Here is a 16,573-nt window from a genome sequence, read left to right as displayed (position 1 = left end):
GGTGATCGGCGGGGGGGCGGGGATACGAACTGATAAATTTTTTAACTTGTCCTCCGTCGACGGCTGCTGGGCGAGGGAGGGCTCGGGTCGGAGCCGCTGTACAAGCTGAAAGCGGAGTTCTTCAAGACCCTGGGGCATCCGGCGCGGATCAGAGTTCTGGAGCTGCTGGCGACGGGGGACAAGTCGGTCGCCGAGCTGTTACCCGAGGTAGGGCTTGAATCGTCGAATCTGTCGCAACAGCTCGGGGTCCTGCGGCGGGCGGGGGTCGTCGATGCATTCAGGGACGGCAACACGGTCATCTACTCGATCGCGTCGCCGGACATCGCCGAGTTGCTTCTGGTGGCGCGCAAGGTCCTCACCGGTGTGCTGAACGACCGGGTTGCGGTCTTGGAAGACCTGCGCGCAGAGCGCGTGGCAAAGCGCCGATGAGCTGGATCGGGAAAGTCTTCAGGGTCGGCCGGATCACCGAGCCCGCGCCACCGGCCCGGCAACGAGAGGCCGGATTGACTGCGGCGCCGCGTGGTTCGCTTCAAATACGGCATGTCGACGCGGGTTCGTGCAATGGCTGTGAGGTAGAGATTGCCGGCGCATTCGGCCCGGTGTATGACGCCGAGCGGTTCGGTGCGCGGTTGGTGGCCTCACCGCGACATGCCGACGCGCTGCTGGTGACGGGAGTAGTCACACGCAACATGGCCGACCCGTTGCGCGCGACGGTCCAGGCCACCCCGCGTCCGCGGTGGGTGATCGCTTGCGGGGACTGCGCTTTGAACCAGGGCGCGTTCATCGGCGCCTATGGTGTGGTGGGCGCGGTTGCCGATGTGGTCTCCATCGATGTGGAAATCGCGGGGTGTCCGCCGGACCCGACCCACATCATCACCGCGCTGCGATCGGTGACCGGAAGGTGACCCCGGCGTTGGCGACCGGCGCGGCTCCGATGCCGAAGAGATTGCCTCCCAACAATTTCCACCGCATCCTCACGGGCGTTTCGACGTCGCTGCTGGGTGCCGGCGGGCTGTGGGCCGGCGCACTGGGAATGTTCGGGTCACTCCCCACGATCCGCATCGGGTGGTTGCTTCCACTGGCGGGGGTCCAACTGGGGCTCGATCCTTTGGGCGGATTCTTCATGGCGCTCACGGGCGCGGTCGCCGTCGCCGTCGGGGTGTACACGATCGCGTACGCCCGGAGCGAGCGTCTGGGTAGGTTCACCCTGGCGGTGTTGCCGGTGTTTGTCGCGGCGATGTTGCTGGTGCCCGCCGCTGGTTCCGTCACCACTTTTCTTTTGGCTTGGGAGTCGATGGCGGTCGCGTCGCTGGTGTTGGTGCTGGCGCATCACACGCGTCCACAGGTTCGCTCCGCTGCGTTGACGTACGCGGTGATGACCCAATTGGGGTTCGTGGCGATCCTTGTCGGACTCATGGTCTTGTCGGCGGCAGGTGGCGCGGACCGGTTCGACGACTTGCATCGAATACCCCCGGGTGCGTGCACCGCTGTTGTCTTCTTGTTGACGATCGCCGGGTTCGGATCCAAGGCCGGACTGGTGCCGCTCCACGCGTGGCTGCCGCGTGCCCACCCGGAGGCGCCCAGCCCGGCGTCGGCTCTGATGAGCGCCGCGATGGTCAACCTCGGCGTCTACGGCATCTGCCGTGTCGATCTGCAACTGCTCGGCCCTGGGCCGCGTTGGTGGGGGCTCACGCTGATGACCATCGGCGGGTTGTCGGCGCTCTATGGCGTCGTGCAGGCTTCGGTGGCAACGGATCTCAAAAGGTTGCTCGCCTATTCGACAACGGAGAACCTTGGTTTGATCACGCTTGCATTGGGAGCCGCCACCCTGTTCGCTGCAACCGGCGCTCACGCGCCAGCGACGATCGCCGCGGTTGCCGCCATGCTGCACCTGATCGCGCATGCGGCATTCAAGACTCTCGCATTCCTCGCCGCCGGGTCGGTTCTGGCCGCGACAACGTTGCGCGACCTCGACCGGCTGGGTGGCCTGGCCCCGCGAATGCCGTTGACCACCGGCTTGTTCGGCGTGGCCGCGCTCGGAGCGGCCGGGTTACCGCTCGGCGCCGGGTTCGTCAGCGAGTGGCTCTTGGTGCAGTCCCTGATTCACACAGCCCCGCAGCATGCCACAGTCTTGGCGTTGACCACGCCGCTGGCAGTCGGTGCGGTCGCGCTCTGCACGGGCCTGGGTGTGGCAGCGATGGTCAAGGCGTTCGGGATCGGATTCCTGGCGCGGCCGCGTTCCGACCAGGCCGCCCGCGCCCGAGAGGCGCCCGGCACCATGCTGGCCGGGATGGCGATCGCCGGTGCCGCGTGCCTCGTGCTTGCCGTGGCGCCGTCGGTTGTCGCACCCGCCCTGCGCTCGGCGGCCGCCGCGCTACCCGCGGCCCGGAATGTTCAATTCACCGATCTCGGAGCCGTGGTCCGACTGCCGGGGCTGCAGGGATCGATCGCACCTGGTGTGATCGCGGCCGGCCTCGGAGCGGCCGCGGTGGTGGCGGCCGTGCTGGCGCTGTGGCGTGTGAGGCGGCGACCCGCACCCGCCACCTTGCCGCTATGGGCCTGCGGGGCAGACGATCTCACCGCACGGATGCAGTACACGGCGACGTCCTTCGCCCAGCCTTTGCAGCGGATCTTCGACGACGTCCTGCGGCCCGACACCGACATCGAGGTCACTCCCGCGGCCGAGTCGCGTTATCTCGCCGAAAGAATCAGCTACCGCAGCAGGATCGGCGATGCGATCGAGGAACGCTGGTACCTGCCGGTGATCCAATTCATCGTCACTGCAGGGGAATTGGTACGGCGCGCACACACGGGCAGTGTGCATCTGTATCTGGCCTACGGCGCGCTCGGTGTTTTGACCGTGGTGGTGGTCGCCCGATGAACGTCCTTTCCTGCGCCGCTGGCGCGGTCCAGATCGGCGGGGTGATGGTGGGTGCGCCGCTGGTGGTCGGCCTTACCCGCCAGGTACGCGCGCGCTGGGAAGGCCGCGCCGGCGGCGGGATCCTGCAGCCTTGGCGTGATCTCCTCAAACAGCTTGGCAAACAACAGATCACGCCCCGCGGGACGACGTTGGTATTCGCGGCCGCGCCCGCCGTGGTCGCCGGCTCGACGTTGCTGATCGCCGCCATCGCGCCGCTGGTCGCCACCGGATCCCCGTTGGACGCCGCCGCCGACTTGTTCGCCGTGGTGGGCCTGCTGTTCGTCGGGACCGTCGCGTTGACCTTGGCCGGCATCGACACCGGCACCTCGTTCGGCGGGATGGGTGCCAGCAGGGAGATCACCATCGCCGCACTCGTCGAGCCCACCATCCTGCTGGCGTTTTTCGCGGTGTCGATGCCGGCGAGGTCGGCGAACCTCGGTGCCCTGGTAGCGCATACCGTCAGTCATCCCGCGCAGGTGGTGTCGCTCGCGTCGGTGCTGGCCTTCGCCGCGTTGGTGATCGTCATCGTCGCCGAAACCGGCCGCCTACCCGTGGATAACCCGGCCACGCATCTCGAACTGGCGATGGTCCACGAGGCGATGGTCCTGGAATACGCTGGTCCGCGCCTGGCACTGGTCGAATGGGCGGCCGGGATGCGGCTGACGGTGTTGTTGGCCCTGCTGGCAAATCTGTTCGTGCCGTGGGGCGTTGCGGGCGGACGGCCGAGTGCGGTGGATATCGTTGTCGGCCTCGCGGCGGTCGCGATTAAGGTGGCGGTGCTCGCGGGGCTGTTGTCAACCGTCGAGGTGTTCGTAGCCAAGCTGCGGCTGTTCCGCGTCCCCGAGCTGCTGGCCGGATCATTCCTGCTGGCGCTCCTTGCCGTCATCGCGGCCAACTTCTTCGCGGTGCCGGCATGACGTCCGTCGCATTTGCAGACCTGGTGGACCTCGCCGCCGGCGGCCTGCTCCTGGCTGCAGTGCTCATCGTGTGGCGCCGCGACCTGGCCGCGATTGTCCGTCTGCTGGCCTGGCAGGGCGTCGCCCTGGCGTCCGTGCCCATCCTGCGCGGAGCGCACGACGGCGATGCTGCGCTGATCGGTGTTGGCGTTGCAGTCCTGGTGTTGCGGGTTGCGGTGCTGCCGCGGCTATTGGCCCGCGCGGTTGGCGCCGAGCCGCACTGCCGCCGCGAAGCCACCCCGCTGGTCAACACCGCGACGTCGCTGCTGATCACCGCCGCGCTGACACTGGTCGCCTTCGCCGCCACTCGCCCTCTGGTGAACCTGCAACCCGGCGCGACGACGACCGCGGTCCCCGCCGCCACCGCGGTGGTGCTCATCGCGTTGCTGGTGATGGTCACGCGGCGGCACGCGGTGTCACAGGCCGCGGGGTTCCTGATGCTGGACAACGGAATTGCCGCCACGGCCTTCCTGCTCACGGCCGGGGTCCCGCTGATCGTGGAACTCGGTGCCTCGCTGGACGTGCTGTTCGCGGTCATCGTGATCGGGGTTCTCACGGGACGGCTGTCGTCCGCCTTCGGTGGCGCGGACCTGGACGCGCTGCAGGAGCTGCACGACTGATGACCGGTTTACTGCTCACCGCCATCCTCACGCCTGTCGTTGCGGCGATCACCACCCTGATCGCCGGATGGCGGAGGGCCACTGCGACGCTGATCGTGTTGTCTGCGGTGTCGGTTCTCGGATGTGGCGCGGCGCTCGGTATTCGTGGCGGATCGGGAACGCGGCTCGCCCTGGGCGGGTTACTGCGCATCGACGCTCTCACCATCACCATGCTGATCGTTATCGGAATCGTTGCCACACTGGCCAGCTGGGCCAGCATCGGCTATGTCGACACCGAACTCGCGCACGAGCACACCGACATGCGCGGCGCACGAATTTACGGGGCGCTGATCGCAGCCTTCTTGGCCGCGATGGTTTTGGCGGTGTGCGCCAACAACATCGGCATGATCTGGATCGCTATCGAAGCAACGACCGTGATCACCGCATTCCTGGTTGGACACCGCCGCAACCGGGGCGCGCTCGAGGCCACGTGGAAATATGTGGTGATCTGCTCGGTCGGCATCGCCATCGCCTTCCTGGGAACGGTGTTGCTGTACTACGCCGCCGAGCATGCCGGCGCGCCGGCCGCCGCCGCCCTTAACCTCGACGTGCTGACCGCGCACGCCGGCGGGCTCAACCCCGACGTCGCTCGACTTGCGGGTGGGTTGCTGCTGATCGGCTACGGCGCGAAGGTCGGCCTGTTTCCGTTTCACACGTGGCTGGCCGACGCGCACAGTCAGGCCCCGGCGCCGGTGTCGGCGTTGATGAGCGGCGTGCTCTTGTCGGTCGCCTTCTCGGTGTTGATCCGCATCACGCCGATCATCGACGCAGCGACGGGACCCACGTTCATGCGGTCGGGCCTACTGGTGATCGGTCTTGTGACGTTGTCGGTCGCGGCGCTGATGCTCACGGTGACACCGGATGTCAAGCGCATGCTCGCCTATTCCTCCATGGAGAACATGGGTGTGATCGCGATCGCCGCAGCCGCCGGAACCACGCTGGCGATTGCCGCCCTGCTGCTGCACGTCCTCGCTCATGGGATCGGCAAGACGGTCCTGTTCCTGGCGAGTGGGCAGCTGCAGGCTGCTCACGACTCCACCGCGATCGCCGACATCGGTGATGTGCTGCGTCGGTCTCGACTCATCGGCGTGTCGATTGCCGTCGGTGTGGTCGTCCTGCTCGGCTTGCCACCCTTCGCGATGTTCGCCAGTGAGCTGGCAATCGTACGTTCGCTCGCAGACGCGCGACTCGGCTGGGCCCTCGGCGTCGGCATGATATTTATTGTGGTCGCCTTCGCCGCGCTGGCGCGTAACTCGGCCCGCATCCTGCTGGGCGCCGCAGCCGGTACACCCGCAATTACCGTTCCGCGAACAGTGGCGGCGGCCCTACTGGTTGGTGTTGCCGCATCGTTCGCCTTGGGGGTCAGCGCCGGTCCGCTTACCGACTTGTTCACCGCCGCGGCCAGTGTCGGGAGATCGCGGTGACGCCTGAGTGGGCGCGCCACCGGCTTTCGCAGTGCGAAGTGGCCGAAATGGCAGAAGGATTGCTGGGCAATGGATTTCGGTTGGCATTGGTGGCCGCCCACGACGACGGTGCCGCATTCCGGGTGGTGTACCTGTTCCTCGCCGGCCGGCCAGACCGGCGCGTCGAACTCGAATGCGAACTGCCCAAACATGATCCAGAGCTCCGATCGCTGGCCTATCTGTCCTTCCCGGCCAGCCGGTTCGAGCGTGAAGTGGCGGACCTGTACGGCATCCGGCCCGTCGGGCATCCGAAAGCACGCCGATTGGTGCGGCATGCCCACTGGCCCGAGAGCTGGTACCCGATGCGCGAATCGGCTTCGTCGGCACCCGAATTCGATGGCAGCGGCCACTTCCCGTTTGTCACCGTCGAGGGTCCAGGGGTGTACGAGATTCCCGTGGGCCCGGTGCACGCCGGCCTGATCGAGCCGGGCCACTTCCGCTTTTCGGTCGCCGGCGAAAAAGTGCTGCGCCTCAAGGCCCGCCTGTGGTTCGTGCACCGAGGCTTGGAGAAGCTCTTCCAGGGCCGGCCGGCGGTAGGCGCGGTCGACCTGGCCGAACGCGTCAGCGGTGACACCTCTGCTGCGCACGCGCTCGCGCACTGCCTTGCCATCGAAGACGGGCTCGGGATCGCACTGCCCGAGGAGGCGCACCGCTTGCGGGCACTGCTTGTCGAACTCGAACGGCTGTACAACCACATCACCGATCTGGGGGCACTGGCCAACGACGCCGGCTTCGGTCTCGCCAATGCGCATGCCCAGCGGGTGCGCGAAAAGCTTTTGCGGCTCAACGCTTTCGTCACGGGGAACCGGCTGCTGCGTGGCGCAATTCGCCCGGGCGCGGTCGCGCTGCGGGCACTGCCCGACGTCGCCGAACTGCGGTCCATCGCGGCCGATGTCGCCGAGATTGCGGAACTGACCCTGCGCAGTTCACTGGTGTACGACAGATTTGCCGGGACCGCGGTGCTGCATCCGGAAGACGCGCAGGCCCTCGGCTGCCTTGGCTATGTCGCTCGTGCCAGCGGCATTCGTACTGACGCCCGACTCGAACACCCGACCGCCCGACTGCCTGTAACCGAGGTGTGCGCCGCTCGGGGTGATGTGTTGTCTCGGTTCACGGTACGACGCGACGAGTTCGCCGCGTCCACCGAGTTGGCATGCCATTTGATCGAATCGCACACCGGGCCGGCCGACTACGTCGGAGACCCAACGGCGCGGTGTGCGGCGCGGAGCGGCGTCGGCATCGTCGAAGGCTGGCGCGGCACCATAGTCCATCGCATCGAACTCGACGCCGCCAAGCTGATCACCCGCGCCAAGATCGTCGATCCGTCGTGCTTCAACTGGCCCGCGCTGCCAGTTGCGATGGCCGACAACATAGTTCCCGACTTCCCATTGGCCAACAAGAGCTTCAATCAGTCGTACGCGGGCAACGACCTCTGAATGCGGGCTATCCTTCGCCCGGTAACGCGAATCGGCCGTCGCCGGTCCGGGTCACCAGTCCATCGGCCAGCAATGAATCCAGCGCCCGCTCACGTTGTTCGGAATCGATCACCCATGCCGAGTCCAATTCCACTCTGGTGGCCGGAGAGTCCCTCTCGCGCAGGACATCGAGCAATCGGCCTCGGACCTGGCGGTCCGTTCCGGCGTAGCTCTGCACCCTGCGTGCAGGCCCTTGTGCGGCGGGATAACCTGCCCGCCGCCACGCGCAGTCGAGAACCGGGCACAACCCGCAGCGCGGCGCTCGCGAGGTGCACACGATCGCGCCCAGCTCCATCAGCGCCACCGAAAACTTTGGCGCCATCTCATCGGAAGGCAACAAGGCCAAGACCTCGGCGTGGTCGCGCACGGCGGACGGCGTCCCCGCGTCGGCCAGGCCGCGCACTGCGCGGGCTACCACCCTGCGAACGTTGGTGTCCACCACGGGTACTCGCTGACGGTAGGCGAAGCAGGCGATCGCCCGCGCGGTGTAGCTTCCCACGCCGGGCAGGGTCAGCAATGTGTCCACATCATCGGGAACGACGTCGTCGTGGTCGCGCGCGATGACGGTGGCGCACTCGTGGAGGCGTTTGGCCCGCCTCGGATAGCCCAGCTTGCCCCAGGCCCGGAGCACATCGGCGGGGCTCGCCGACGCCGTGGCCGAAGGTGTCGGCCAGCGTCGCACCCATTCCGACCAAATCGGTTCCACCCGGGACACCGGCGTCTGCTGCAACATGAATTCGCTGACCAGTATCTGCCACGCGCTCACACCTTGTCGTCGCCACGGGAGGTCCCGGCACGAACGGTCATACCAGTCGAGCAACTCGTCGACCGAAACAGTTGGTCGTGCGTTCACCGGGCCGTGCGGCATGATATGAGCCATGCCTAACACCAGCCCAGTAACCGCATGGAAAGCACTTAAAGAGGGTAACGAGCGATTCATCGCCGGCAAGCAACAGCACCCCAGCCAAAGTGTCGAGCACCGCGCCAGCCTCGCCGGCGGACAGAATCCGATCGCGGTCGTGTTCGGGTGTGCCGACAGCCGGGTGGCGGCCGAACTCATCTTCGATCAGGGCCTGGGCGACATGTTCGTCGTGCGCACTGCCGGGCAGGCAATCGACACGGCCGTATTGGGCTCGATCGAGTTCGCAGTCACGGTGCTCAACGTTCCGCTCATCGTCGTCTTGGGCCACGACAGCTGCGGCGCCGTGAAGGCGGCGCTCGGAGCTATCGACGACGGTGCGATCCCCGGTGGTTTCGTTCGCGACGTGGTGGAACGTGTTGCGCCCTCGATCCTGATGGGCCGCCGCGATGGCTTGACCCGCGTCGACGAGTTCGAGGAACGACATGTGCGCGAGACGGTGGCGCAGCTTCTCGCCCGCTCCACGGCCATCGCCGAGCGGGTGGATGCGGGAACCCTGGCGGTCGCCGGCGCCACCTATCACCTCTCCGACGGGCGGGCGGCCCTCGTCGACCACATCGGCGACATCGGCGAATAGGGAAAACCACGTCTCCGGACCGCCAATACCCGGTCCTCAGCCAGCAAACCTTGCGACACGCCGACGCGGGTGTAACAAATCGGCGTGACCTGCCCCTACGCTGCGAATGTGCTGGATCTGGAACCGCGTGGCCCGCTACCTACCGAGATCTATTGGCGGCGCAGGGGCCTGGCCCTGGGCATCGCGGTGGTCGTCGTGGGAATTGTTGTCGCCACGGTCGTCGCCATCATGAGTCACAACGCGGGCGCCAAGCCTGCCAGTGCCGACAAACCCAACTCCGCCCAGGTGAAACCCGCGGCCCCCGCGCCGCAGGCGCCGCAGGCGCCGGGCCCCGAGGGCGTCACCCCGGTGCCGGCCCCGCAGGGGCAGAACCCCGAGTCGCCGACGCCGACGGCCGCGGTGCAGCCGCCGCCGGTGCTCAAGGAGGGCGACGACTGCCCCGACTCGACCCTGGCCGTCAAGGGCCTGACCAACGCGCCGCAGTACTTCATCGGTGACCAGCCGAAGTTCACGATGGTCGTCACCAACATCGGGCTGGTGGCCTGCAAGCGCGACGTCGGGGCGGCGGTGCTCGCCGCGTACGTCTACTCGCTGGACAACAAGCGGTTGTGGTCGAACCTGGACTGCGCGCCGTCCAACGAGACGCTGGTCAAGACGTTCACGCCGGGCGAGCAGGTGACCACCGCGGTGACCTGGACCGGGATGGGGTCGGCGCCGCACTGCCCGCTGCCGAGGCCGGCGATCGGGCCGGGCACCTACAACCTGGTGGTGCAACTGGGCAACCTGCGCTCGAATCCGGTGCCGTTCATCCTGAACCAGCCGCCACCGCCGCCCGGTCCGGTGCCGGCGCCCGGCCAGCCGGCGCTTGCGCCGCCGCCGGAGGCGCCGGGCGCCCAGTCACCCGCGGGCTGACACCCGGTCGCTACGTCAGCGGGTCGGCGATGGTCGACTCCGCCAGCTGCGACAGCCCTTCCCGGACGTGGCGGGCCCACATGGCGCCGATGCCGTCGACCGACCTCAGGTCGCTGGCGCTCGCGGCCAGCACGCCCTGCAGGGTTCCGAACGTCCGCACCAGCAGGTCGACATGCGCGAACTGCAGCCGCGGGATGCCGGCCATCGCCCGGTAGCCCCGCGGGCTCAGCGCGGAATCCTGGGCCTCGGTGGTGGTGGGGTAGCCGAAGACCTTCGCCAGCGCGGTGAAGTCGAGCAGCTCGGTGTCCGACAGGGCGTCCAGCTCGTCCAGGGTGGCGGTCATCTGCGCCTCCGACAGCGGTTCGGGGCTGGCGTGATAGTCGCGGACGACCAGCTCGCGGGCGATGTCGTTGCCGCCCAACAGCTCCTCGAGCTGGAGGCGCAGCTGGCGGCCGTCGGTGCCGAGCTCGACGACGTCGTCGTCGATCACCAGGCCGATCCGCCGCGCCAACTCCAGCCGCTGTACCACCGTCATCACGTCGCGCAGCGTCACGAAGTCCTCGATCTCGGCCCGCGACAACTGCCTGCTCACCTCGTCGAGCCGCATCTTGTAGCGCTCCAGCGTCGCGATGGCCTGATTGGCCCGCGACAGGATGGTCGCCGAGTCGGCGACGACGTGCCGCTCGCCGCCGACATAGACGGTGACGGTGTTCATCGAGTGGCTGACCGAGATCACCGGGTAGCCGGTCTGGATCGCCGCCCGTTCCGCCGAGCGGTGCCGGGTGCCGGATTCGTCGGTGGGTATCGACGGATCGGGGACCAGCTGCACATTGGCGCGGACGATGCGGCCGCCGTCGGTGGACAGCACGACGGCGCCGTCCATCTTCGCGAGCTCCCGCAGCCGCGTGGGGGCGTACCGCACGTCCAGGGTGAAGCCGCCGTCGCAGATCGCCTCAACGTTCTCGTCGTTGCCCAGCACGATGAGCGCACCGGTGCGGCCGCGCAGGATGCGCTCCAGGCCGTCGCGCAGGCCCGTTCCCGGGGCCAGGCGGGCGATGGTGTCACGCAGCGTCGGACGAGTCACAGCGTGCATTCTGCGGCCCCGCCGCGCTATGCGTCCAGCCGCTGCGGTGGTTCGGCGATGTCCAGCACGTGCTTGAGCGCCGCCGCGATGGTCAGCGCGCGCAGCGCCCGCATCCCGTTCGGCACGATTTCCCGCCGGGGGTCGTCCCCGTCCGGGATGAGCGCCACGTCGAACCCCTGACGCGCGGCCTCGCTCAACCTGCGTTCCATGCCGCTGACCCGCCTCAAGTCACCCGCGAGCCCCACCTCACCGATCATCACCGCGGTCGTCGGGAGCGGCCTGTTGAGGTAGGCCGACGCCAGCGCGACTGCGACGGCCAGGTCCGAGGACGGGTCGGTGAGCCGCATGCCGCCCACGGTGGACAGGTATATGTCGTTGACCGCGAGGTTGAGCCGGCCGTGCTTTTCGAGCACGGCGGTGATCATCGCGGCCCGGGCATGGTCGATGCCGCTGACGGCGCGGCGGGGTGAGCCGCCCGGGGGCGTCGCGAGCAGCGCCTGGACTTCGCCGATCAGCGGACGCTTGCCGTCGAGCGTCACCGTGATCGCGGTGCCCGGCACCGGCGCCGGCCGCTGGTCCAGGAAGAGGTTCGACGGGTCCGAGACGCCCTCGATCCCGTTGTCGTGCAACATGAAACACCCGACCTCGTCGGCCGCGCCGAAGCGGTTCTTGATCCCGCGGACCATTCGCACGGAACCGTTGCGGTCGCCCTCGAAGTGCAGCACCACGTCGACTAGGTGCTCCAGCGAGCGCGGCCCGGCGATGGCCCCGTCCTTGGTGACGTGGCCGACGAGGATCAGCGCGACGCCGTTGGCCTTCGCGGCGGCGGTGAGCGCGGCCGTGACCGCCCGCACCTGCGTCACGCCGCCGGCGACGCCGTCGGCCTCCCGGGTGGACATCGTCTGCACCGAGTCCACGATGACGAGCGCCGGACGCACGGTCGCGATGTGGTCGAGCACCGTGTGCACGTCGGACTCGGCAGCCAGGTAGACCTCGTCGCCCCCGCACCCGATCCGGTCGGCGCGCAGCCGGATCTGGCCGGCGGACTCCTCCCCGGAGATGTACAGGGCGCGCTGGCCGGCCTCCGCCCAGCGGTGCGCGACCTTGAGCAGCAGGGTCGACTTGCCCACGCCCGGGTCGCCCGCCAGCAGCGTGACGGAGCCGGGCACGACGCCGCCGCCGAGCACCCGGTCGAGTTCGCCTACGCCCGTCGAGCGGTGCCGGCTGGCATTGGGTTCGACCGAGGAGATCGGAACCGCCCGCGACGCCGGGGCGAGGGCCGAGCGGCGGGCCCCGCCGGCCACGGCGCTGAGGACCGCCACCTCCTCGACGGTGCCCCAGGTGCCGCACTCCATGCAGCGCCCCACCCACTTGGCGGTGACGTGCCGGCACTCCGAACAGCGATATTGCGAGCGCGCATTAGCCACGCCCTGAAGGTATCGGGCCGGTCCGACAATTCCGGTGCGACAGGCCCGGCATTGCAGGCCCAGGGACGACTAGGTCTGCTCCGACTGCGGCAACCCGGCCGTGATCGGGACCTGCACGGTCGCCTGGCCGGCCTTCTCGAAGTTGAACGTGAAGGTGTACGTCAGGCCGTTGCTGATGGGCTTGGACAGGTTGACCGTTGCTTTGACCGCATTGCTGGTGGGGCCGGGCGCCACCTTCTGGCCCTCCGGGGTGCCGATGAACAGGGTCCCGGCCGCGGGCACGCGACCGTCGCCGTTCACCGTCACCGTGCCGATGTCGCTGGTGATCCCGACCAGCCTGTCCGGCTGATCGGGCGACTGGTTGACGGCGACCGCGACGAGGTCGACCGTCTGCCCCGGCGGGACGGAGTCACCCTTCTGGGTGGCCTGGATCCTGATGTCGCGCAGCGCCACGTTCTTGACCGTGACGGCGTTGCCGTTGATCGCCGGTTGCTGAGTGGCCATCTGGGAGACCTGACCCGCCCCGCAACCGCTGAGCACGGCGGCGGCCAACGCAACCAGGCAGATCTTGAAGCGGTTCACTCGGGGTCCCTCCTGCAGGGCCTCACGCCGTCACGGACAGCGGATCAACGCGATCGAATACGCAACTATGCACAGTAGTAGGAAGGCTTCGGCGGCGGTAGCGCAGGGCCGCAGACCAGCGTGGCAGCGAAGGACAAGGGTGCCCGCGCCGGCCGTTGAGCGCATTGGTAAGGTTTGCCCTTGCATGTATCGCTCGGTCTGTCAACCCCTAATTCGCGTGCGTTGTGCCCCTGACCTGCACCGTTGTTCCGCACGCGTCGGGTTGCCGTGTTAGAATGAAGTAACGAAAGGGGCCCGAATCAGATGATCTTCAAGGTCGGCGACACCGTTGTTTACCCGCATCACGGTGCTGCGCTAGTCGAGGCGATTGAAACCCGAACCATCAAAGGGGAACAAAAAGAGTATCTCGTCTTGAAAGTGGCGCAGGGCGACCTGACGGTTCGAGTGCCCGCCGACAACGCCGAATACGTGGGCGTCCGCGACGTCGTCGGCCAGGAAGGCCTCGACAAGGTCTTCCAGGTGTTGCGTGCCCCCCACACCGAGGAGCCGACGAACTGGTCCCGCCGTTACAAGGCCAACCTGGAAAAGCTCGCTTCCGGTGACGTCAACAAGGTCGCGGAGGTAGTCCGCGACCTGTGGCGCCGCGACCAGGAGCGCGGGCTGTCCGCCGGCGAGAAGCGGATGCTGGCCAAGGCCCGGCAGATCCTCGTGGGCGAGCTCGCCCTGGCCGAGAGCACCGACGACGCCAAGGCGGAAACCATCCTCGACGAGGTTCTGGCCGCCGCTTCCTGAAATTCCTGACGCTCCGGTGGTCGCGGAGAACAGCGCCTCGGGCTCGGTGATCGCCGTTGTCCCGGCCGCAGGGTCGGGGGAGCGACTCGCCGCAGGCATCCCCAAGGCCTTCTGTGAACTCGATGGCCGCACGCTGCTCGAGCGTGCGGTGACCGGCCTCGTCGACTCCGGCGTCGTCGATCACATCGCCGTCGCCGTCCCGGCCGACCGGCTCGACCAGGCGCAGCGGATCGTCGGCGACCGCGCGACCGTGGTCGCCGGCGGTCCGGAACGGACGCAAACGGTGAGTTTGGCCCTGGCGGGCGTCGCCCAGGCGCACGCCCCCGACTTCGTGCTGGTGCACGACGCCGCGCGGCCGCTGACCCCGCCCGGGCTGATCGCCCGGGTGGTCGAGGCGCTGCGGGCCGGTCACCCCGCCGTCGTTCCCGCGTTGCCGCCGGTCGACACCATCAAGGCCGTGGATGCGAACGGGGTGGTGCTGGGGACGCCGCAGCGGGCCGGACTCCGCGCGGTGCAGACCCCCCAGGGTTTCGACACCGATCTGCTGCTGCGCGCCTATCGCGCGTACTCCGGCGCCGACCACGCGTCGGCGGCCGGCTTCACCGACGACGCGTCGCTCGTCGAGCACATCGGCTGCCAGGTCCAGGTGATCGACGGCGACCCGCTGGCGTTCAAGATCACCACCCAGCTGGATCTGCTGCTGGCCCAGGCGATCGTCCGCCGGTGAACGGGTCGCCGCGGACCGGCATCGGCACCGACGTCCACCCGATCGAACCCGGTCGGCCGTGCTGGCTGGTGGGCCTGATGTTCGACGGCGCGGACGGCTGCGCCGGTCACTCCGACGGTGACGCCGCCGTGCACGCGCTGTGCGACGCGGTGCTCTCGGCCGCGGGCCTGGGCGACATCGGGGCCGTATTCGGCGTCGACGACCCGCGCTGGAAGGGCGTCAGCGGCGCCGACATGCTGCGCCACGTGCTCGACCTTGTCGAGCGGCACGGCTACCGCGTCGGCAACGCCGCCGTCCAGGTGATCGCCAACGAGCCGAAAGTGGGCCCCCGCCGCGCCGAGGCGCAGGAGGTGCTGTCGGGACTGCTGCGTGCGCCCGTATCGGTGTCGGCGACCACCACCGACGGGCTGGGACTGACCGGCCGCGGCGAGGGCCGCGCCGCCGTCGCCACGGCGCTGCTCCTCCCGATCGGCTGAGCGCGGGCGTCACGCCAGCGTGACGCCCGGCGCCGACGGCCACGCCAGCGTGACGCTCGGTGCCGTCGGTCGCCGCAATAGGGCAGGTAAGCTGGCACGTCGTGACCGATCGCCCCCGCCTGCGGCTCCACGACACCGCCGCCGGTGCCGTGCGCGATTTCGTACCCTTGCGCGACGGCCACGTCTCCATCTACCTGTGTGGTGCCACCGTCCAGGGCCTGCCGCACATCGGGCACGTCCGCAGCGGGGTCGCCTTCGACATCCTGCGCCGCTGGTTGATCGCGCGCGGCTGCGACGTCGCGTTCATCCGCAACGTGACCGACATCGACGACAAGATCCTCAATAAGGCCGCCGCGGCCGGCCGGCCGTGGTGGGAGTGGGCGGCGACCTTTGAGCGCGCCTTCACCGCCGCCTACGACGCGCTGGACGTGCTGCCCCCGTCGGCCGAACCGCGGGCGACGGGCCACATCACCCAGATGGTCGAATTGATGGACCGCCTGATCGAAACCGGTCACGCCTACGCGGCGGGCGGCGACGTCTACTTCGACGTGCTGAGCTACCCGGAGTACGGGCAGCTGTCCGGGCACAGGATCGACGACGTCCACCAGGGCGAGGGTGCGGCGACCTGCAAGCGAGACCAGCGCGACTTCACCCTGTGGAAGGCCGCCAAACCCGGTGAGCCGTCGTGGCCCACGCCGTGGGGGCGCGGGAGGCCGGGCTGGCACCTGGAGTGCTCGGCGATGGCCCGCACGTACCTCGGGCCGGAGTTCGACATCCACTGCGGCGGCATGGACCTGGTGTTCCCGCACCACGAGAACGAGATCGCCCAGAGCCGCGCCGCCGGCGACGGCTTCGCCCGGTACTGGCTGCACAACGGCTGGGTCACCATGGGCGGCGAGAAGATGAGCAAGTCGCTGGGCAACGTGCTCGCGATACCGGCGATGCTGCAACGGGTGCGGCCCGCGGAGCTCCGCTACTACCTGGGCAGCGCCCACTACCGGTCGATGCTGGAGTTCTCCGAGACGGCCCTGCAGGACGCGGTGAAGGCCTACGTCGGCGTCGAGGAGTTCCTGCACCGCGTCCGCAGCCGGGTCGGCGGCGTCGAGCCGGGCCAGTGGACGCCGCGGTTCGCCGACGCCCTCGACGACGACCTCGCGGTCCCGATCGCGCTGGCCGAGGTGCACCAGACCCGCGCCGAGGGCAACCGGGCGCTCGACGCCGGCGACCACGAGGGCGCGTTGGAACACGCCCGCGCCATCCGCGCCATGATGGGCATCCTCGGCTGCGACCCGCTCGACGAACGCTGGGAGACCCGCGACGAGACCTCGGCCGCGCTCGCCGCCGTCGACGTGTTGGTGCGCTCCGAACTGCAGAACCGCGAAAAGGCGCGCGAACAGCGCAACTGGGCGCTGGCCGACGAGATCCGCGACCGCCTCAAGAACGCCGGCATCGAGGTCACCGACACCGCGGACGGCCCGCAGTGGACGCTGGGCGACGGCAAGTAGATGGCCGGGAATGGGGGGCGGCGGGGGGCGGTGCGCAAGGAGGGCACCAAGAAGGGGCCCACCGTCGGTTCGGGCGGCCAGCGTCGGCGCGCGCTGCAG

General features: G+C 68.7%; 17 protein-coding genes and 1 pseudogene. 14 read left to right on the top strand and 4 right to left on the bottom strand.

Going from position 1 to position 16,573, the window contains the following annotated elements:
* The first annotated feature begins 66 nt into the window (after window positions 1-66).
* The 7 genes from GPY60_RS03885 to GPY60_RS03855 are packed head-to-tail and all read left to right on the top strand — an operon-like array spanning window position 67 to window position 7,434.
* A complete protein-coding gene (locus tag GPY60_RS03885; protein WP_156686445.1) occupies window positions 67-429 on the top strand; it encodes an ArsR/SmtB family transcription factor in 363 nt (120 codons plus the stop codon).
* Window positions 426-905, top strand: coding sequence for an NADH-quinone oxidoreductase subunit B family protein (locus GPY60_RS03880; protein ID WP_156686321.1), 480 nt, complete (start codon window positions 426-428; stop codon window positions 903-905). Before GPY60_RS03885 ends, GPY60_RS03880 begins: the two co-directional genes overlap by 4 nt.
* A gap of 29 nt (window positions 906-934) precedes the next feature.
* Window positions 935-2,881, top strand: a complete 1,947-nt coding sequence (locus tag GPY60_RS03875; RefSeq protein WP_156686320.1) for a proton-conducting transporter transmembrane domain-containing protein — start codon at window positions 935-937, stop codon at window positions 2,879-2,881.
* Complete coding sequence (locus GPY60_RS03870) at window positions 2,878-3,837, top strand: respiratory chain complex I subunit 1 family protein (RefSeq protein WP_156686319.1); 960 nt, start codon at window positions 2,878-2,880, stop codon at window positions 3,835-3,837. Before GPY60_RS03875 ends, GPY60_RS03870 begins: the two co-directional genes overlap by 4 nt.
* Complete coding sequence (locus tag GPY60_RS03865; protein ID WP_156686318.1) at window positions 3,834-4,496, top strand: hypothetical protein; 663 nt, start codon at window positions 3,834-3,836, stop codon at window positions 4,494-4,496. The genes GPY60_RS03870 and GPY60_RS03865 overlap by 4 nt, the downstream gene beginning before the upstream one ends.
* Window positions 4,496-5,959, top strand: a complete 1,464-nt coding sequence (locus tag GPY60_RS03860; protein ID WP_156686317.1) for a proton-conducting transporter transmembrane domain-containing protein — start codon at window positions 4,496-4,498, stop codon at window positions 5,957-5,959. The genes GPY60_RS03865 and GPY60_RS03860 overlap by 1 nt, the downstream gene beginning before the upstream one ends.
* Window positions 5,960-6,006: 47 nt before the next feature.
* Complete coding sequence (locus GPY60_RS03855; RefSeq protein ID WP_231639322.1) at window positions 6,007-7,434, top strand: hydrogenase large subunit; 1,428 nt, start codon at window positions 6,007-6,009, stop codon at window positions 7,432-7,434.
* Window positions 7,435-7,441: 7 nt separating this feature from the next.
* Here the strand turns inward: GPY60_RS03855 and GPY60_RS03850 are convergent, their stop codons facing one another.
* Window positions 7,442-8,353: an A/G-specific adenine glycosylase gene (locus tag GPY60_RS03850; protein ID WP_156686444.1), complete on the bottom strand. Its 912-nt coding sequence runs from the start codon at window positions 8,351-8,353 to the stop codon at window positions 7,442-7,444.
* Here GPY60_RS03850 and GPY60_RS03845 point away from each other — a divergent pair.
* Together GPY60_RS03845 and GPY60_RS03840 are read left to right on the top strand one after the other, a co-directional pair.
* Window positions 8,352-8,969: a carbonic anhydrase gene (locus GPY60_RS03845; RefSeq protein WP_156686315.1), complete on the top strand. Its 618-nt coding sequence runs from the start codon at window positions 8,352-8,354 to the stop codon at window positions 8,967-8,969. The genes GPY60_RS03850 and GPY60_RS03845 overlap by 2 nt on opposite strands.
* 108 nt (window positions 8,970-9,077) lie before the next feature.
* A complete protein-coding gene (locus GPY60_RS03840; RefSeq protein WP_156686314.1) occupies window positions 9,078-9,881 on the top strand; it encodes a hypothetical protein in 804 nt (267 codons plus the stop codon).
* 10 nt (window positions 9,882-9,891) lie between these two features.
* Here the strand turns inward: GPY60_RS03840 and disA are convergent, their stop codons facing one another.
* The 3 genes from disA to GPY60_RS03825 form a co-directional block, all read right to left on the bottom strand.
* Window positions 9,892-10,974, bottom strand: a complete 1,083-nt coding sequence (disA, locus tag GPY60_RS03835) for a DNA integrity scanning diadenylate cyclase DisA (protein WP_156686313.1) — start codon at window positions 10,972-10,974, stop codon at window positions 9,892-9,894.
* 17 nt (window positions 10,975-10,991) lie between these two features.
* The gene (gene radA / locus GPY60_RS03830; protein ID WP_156686312.1) at window positions 10,992-12,392 is read right to left on the bottom strand and encodes a DNA repair protein RadA; all 1,401 of its coding nucleotides are present in this window, start codon (window positions 12,390-12,392) and stop codon (window positions 10,992-10,994) included.
* A 69-nt stretch (window positions 12,393-12,461) separates the two neighbouring features.
* On the bottom strand, window positions 12,462-12,974 hold the full coding sequence (locus GPY60_RS03825; protein WP_156686311.1) for a hypothetical protein: 513 nt from the start codon (window positions 12,972-12,974) through the stop codon (window positions 12,462-12,464).
* Window positions 12,975-13,277: 303 nt separating this feature from the next.
* On the opposite strand from GPY60_RS03825, the gene carD reads away from it, so the two are divergent.
* The 5 genes and pseudogenes from carD to GPY60_RS03800 all read left to right on the top strand — a co-directional run.
* Window positions 13,278-13,766, top strand: a complete 489-nt coding sequence (carD, locus tag GPY60_RS03820) for an RNA polymerase-binding transcription factor CarD (RefSeq protein WP_007166539.1) — start codon at window positions 13,278-13,280, stop codon at window positions 13,764-13,766.
* A gap of 16 nt (window positions 13,767-13,782) precedes the next feature.
* Window positions 13,783-14,493 (top strand): 2-C-methyl-D-erythritol 4-phosphate cytidylyltransferase, encoded by a 711-nt coding sequence (gene ispD, locus GPY60_RS03815; RefSeq protein WP_156686310.1) that lies wholly within the window; start codon window positions 13,783-13,785, stop codon window positions 14,491-14,493.
* Entirely contained in the window at window positions 14,490-14,969 is a 480-nt protein-coding gene (gene ispF, locus GPY60_RS03810) for a 2-C-methyl-D-erythritol 2,4-cyclodiphosphate synthase (RefSeq protein WP_156686309.1), read from the top strand. The genes ispD and ispF overlap by 4 nt, the downstream gene beginning before the upstream one ends.
* A gap of 101 nt (window positions 14,970-15,070) precedes the next feature.
* On the top strand, window positions 15,071-16,474 hold the full coding sequence (cysS, locus tag GPY60_RS03805) for a cysteine--tRNA ligase (protein WP_156686308.1): 1,404 nt from the start codon (window positions 15,071-15,073) through the stop codon (window positions 16,472-16,474).
* A pseudogene (locus GPY60_RS03800) lies at window positions 16,475-16,573 on the top strand (23S rRNA (guanosine(2251)-2'-O)-methyltransferase RlmB); the annotation flags it as partial.

Source organism: Mycobacterium sp. Marseille-P9652 (assembly GCF_902652685.1).
Lineage (GTDB): Bacteria > Actinomycetota > Actinomycetes > Mycobacteriales > Mycobacteriaceae > Mycobacterium.
This window is presented reverse-complemented; position numbering and strand designations above follow the sequence as displayed.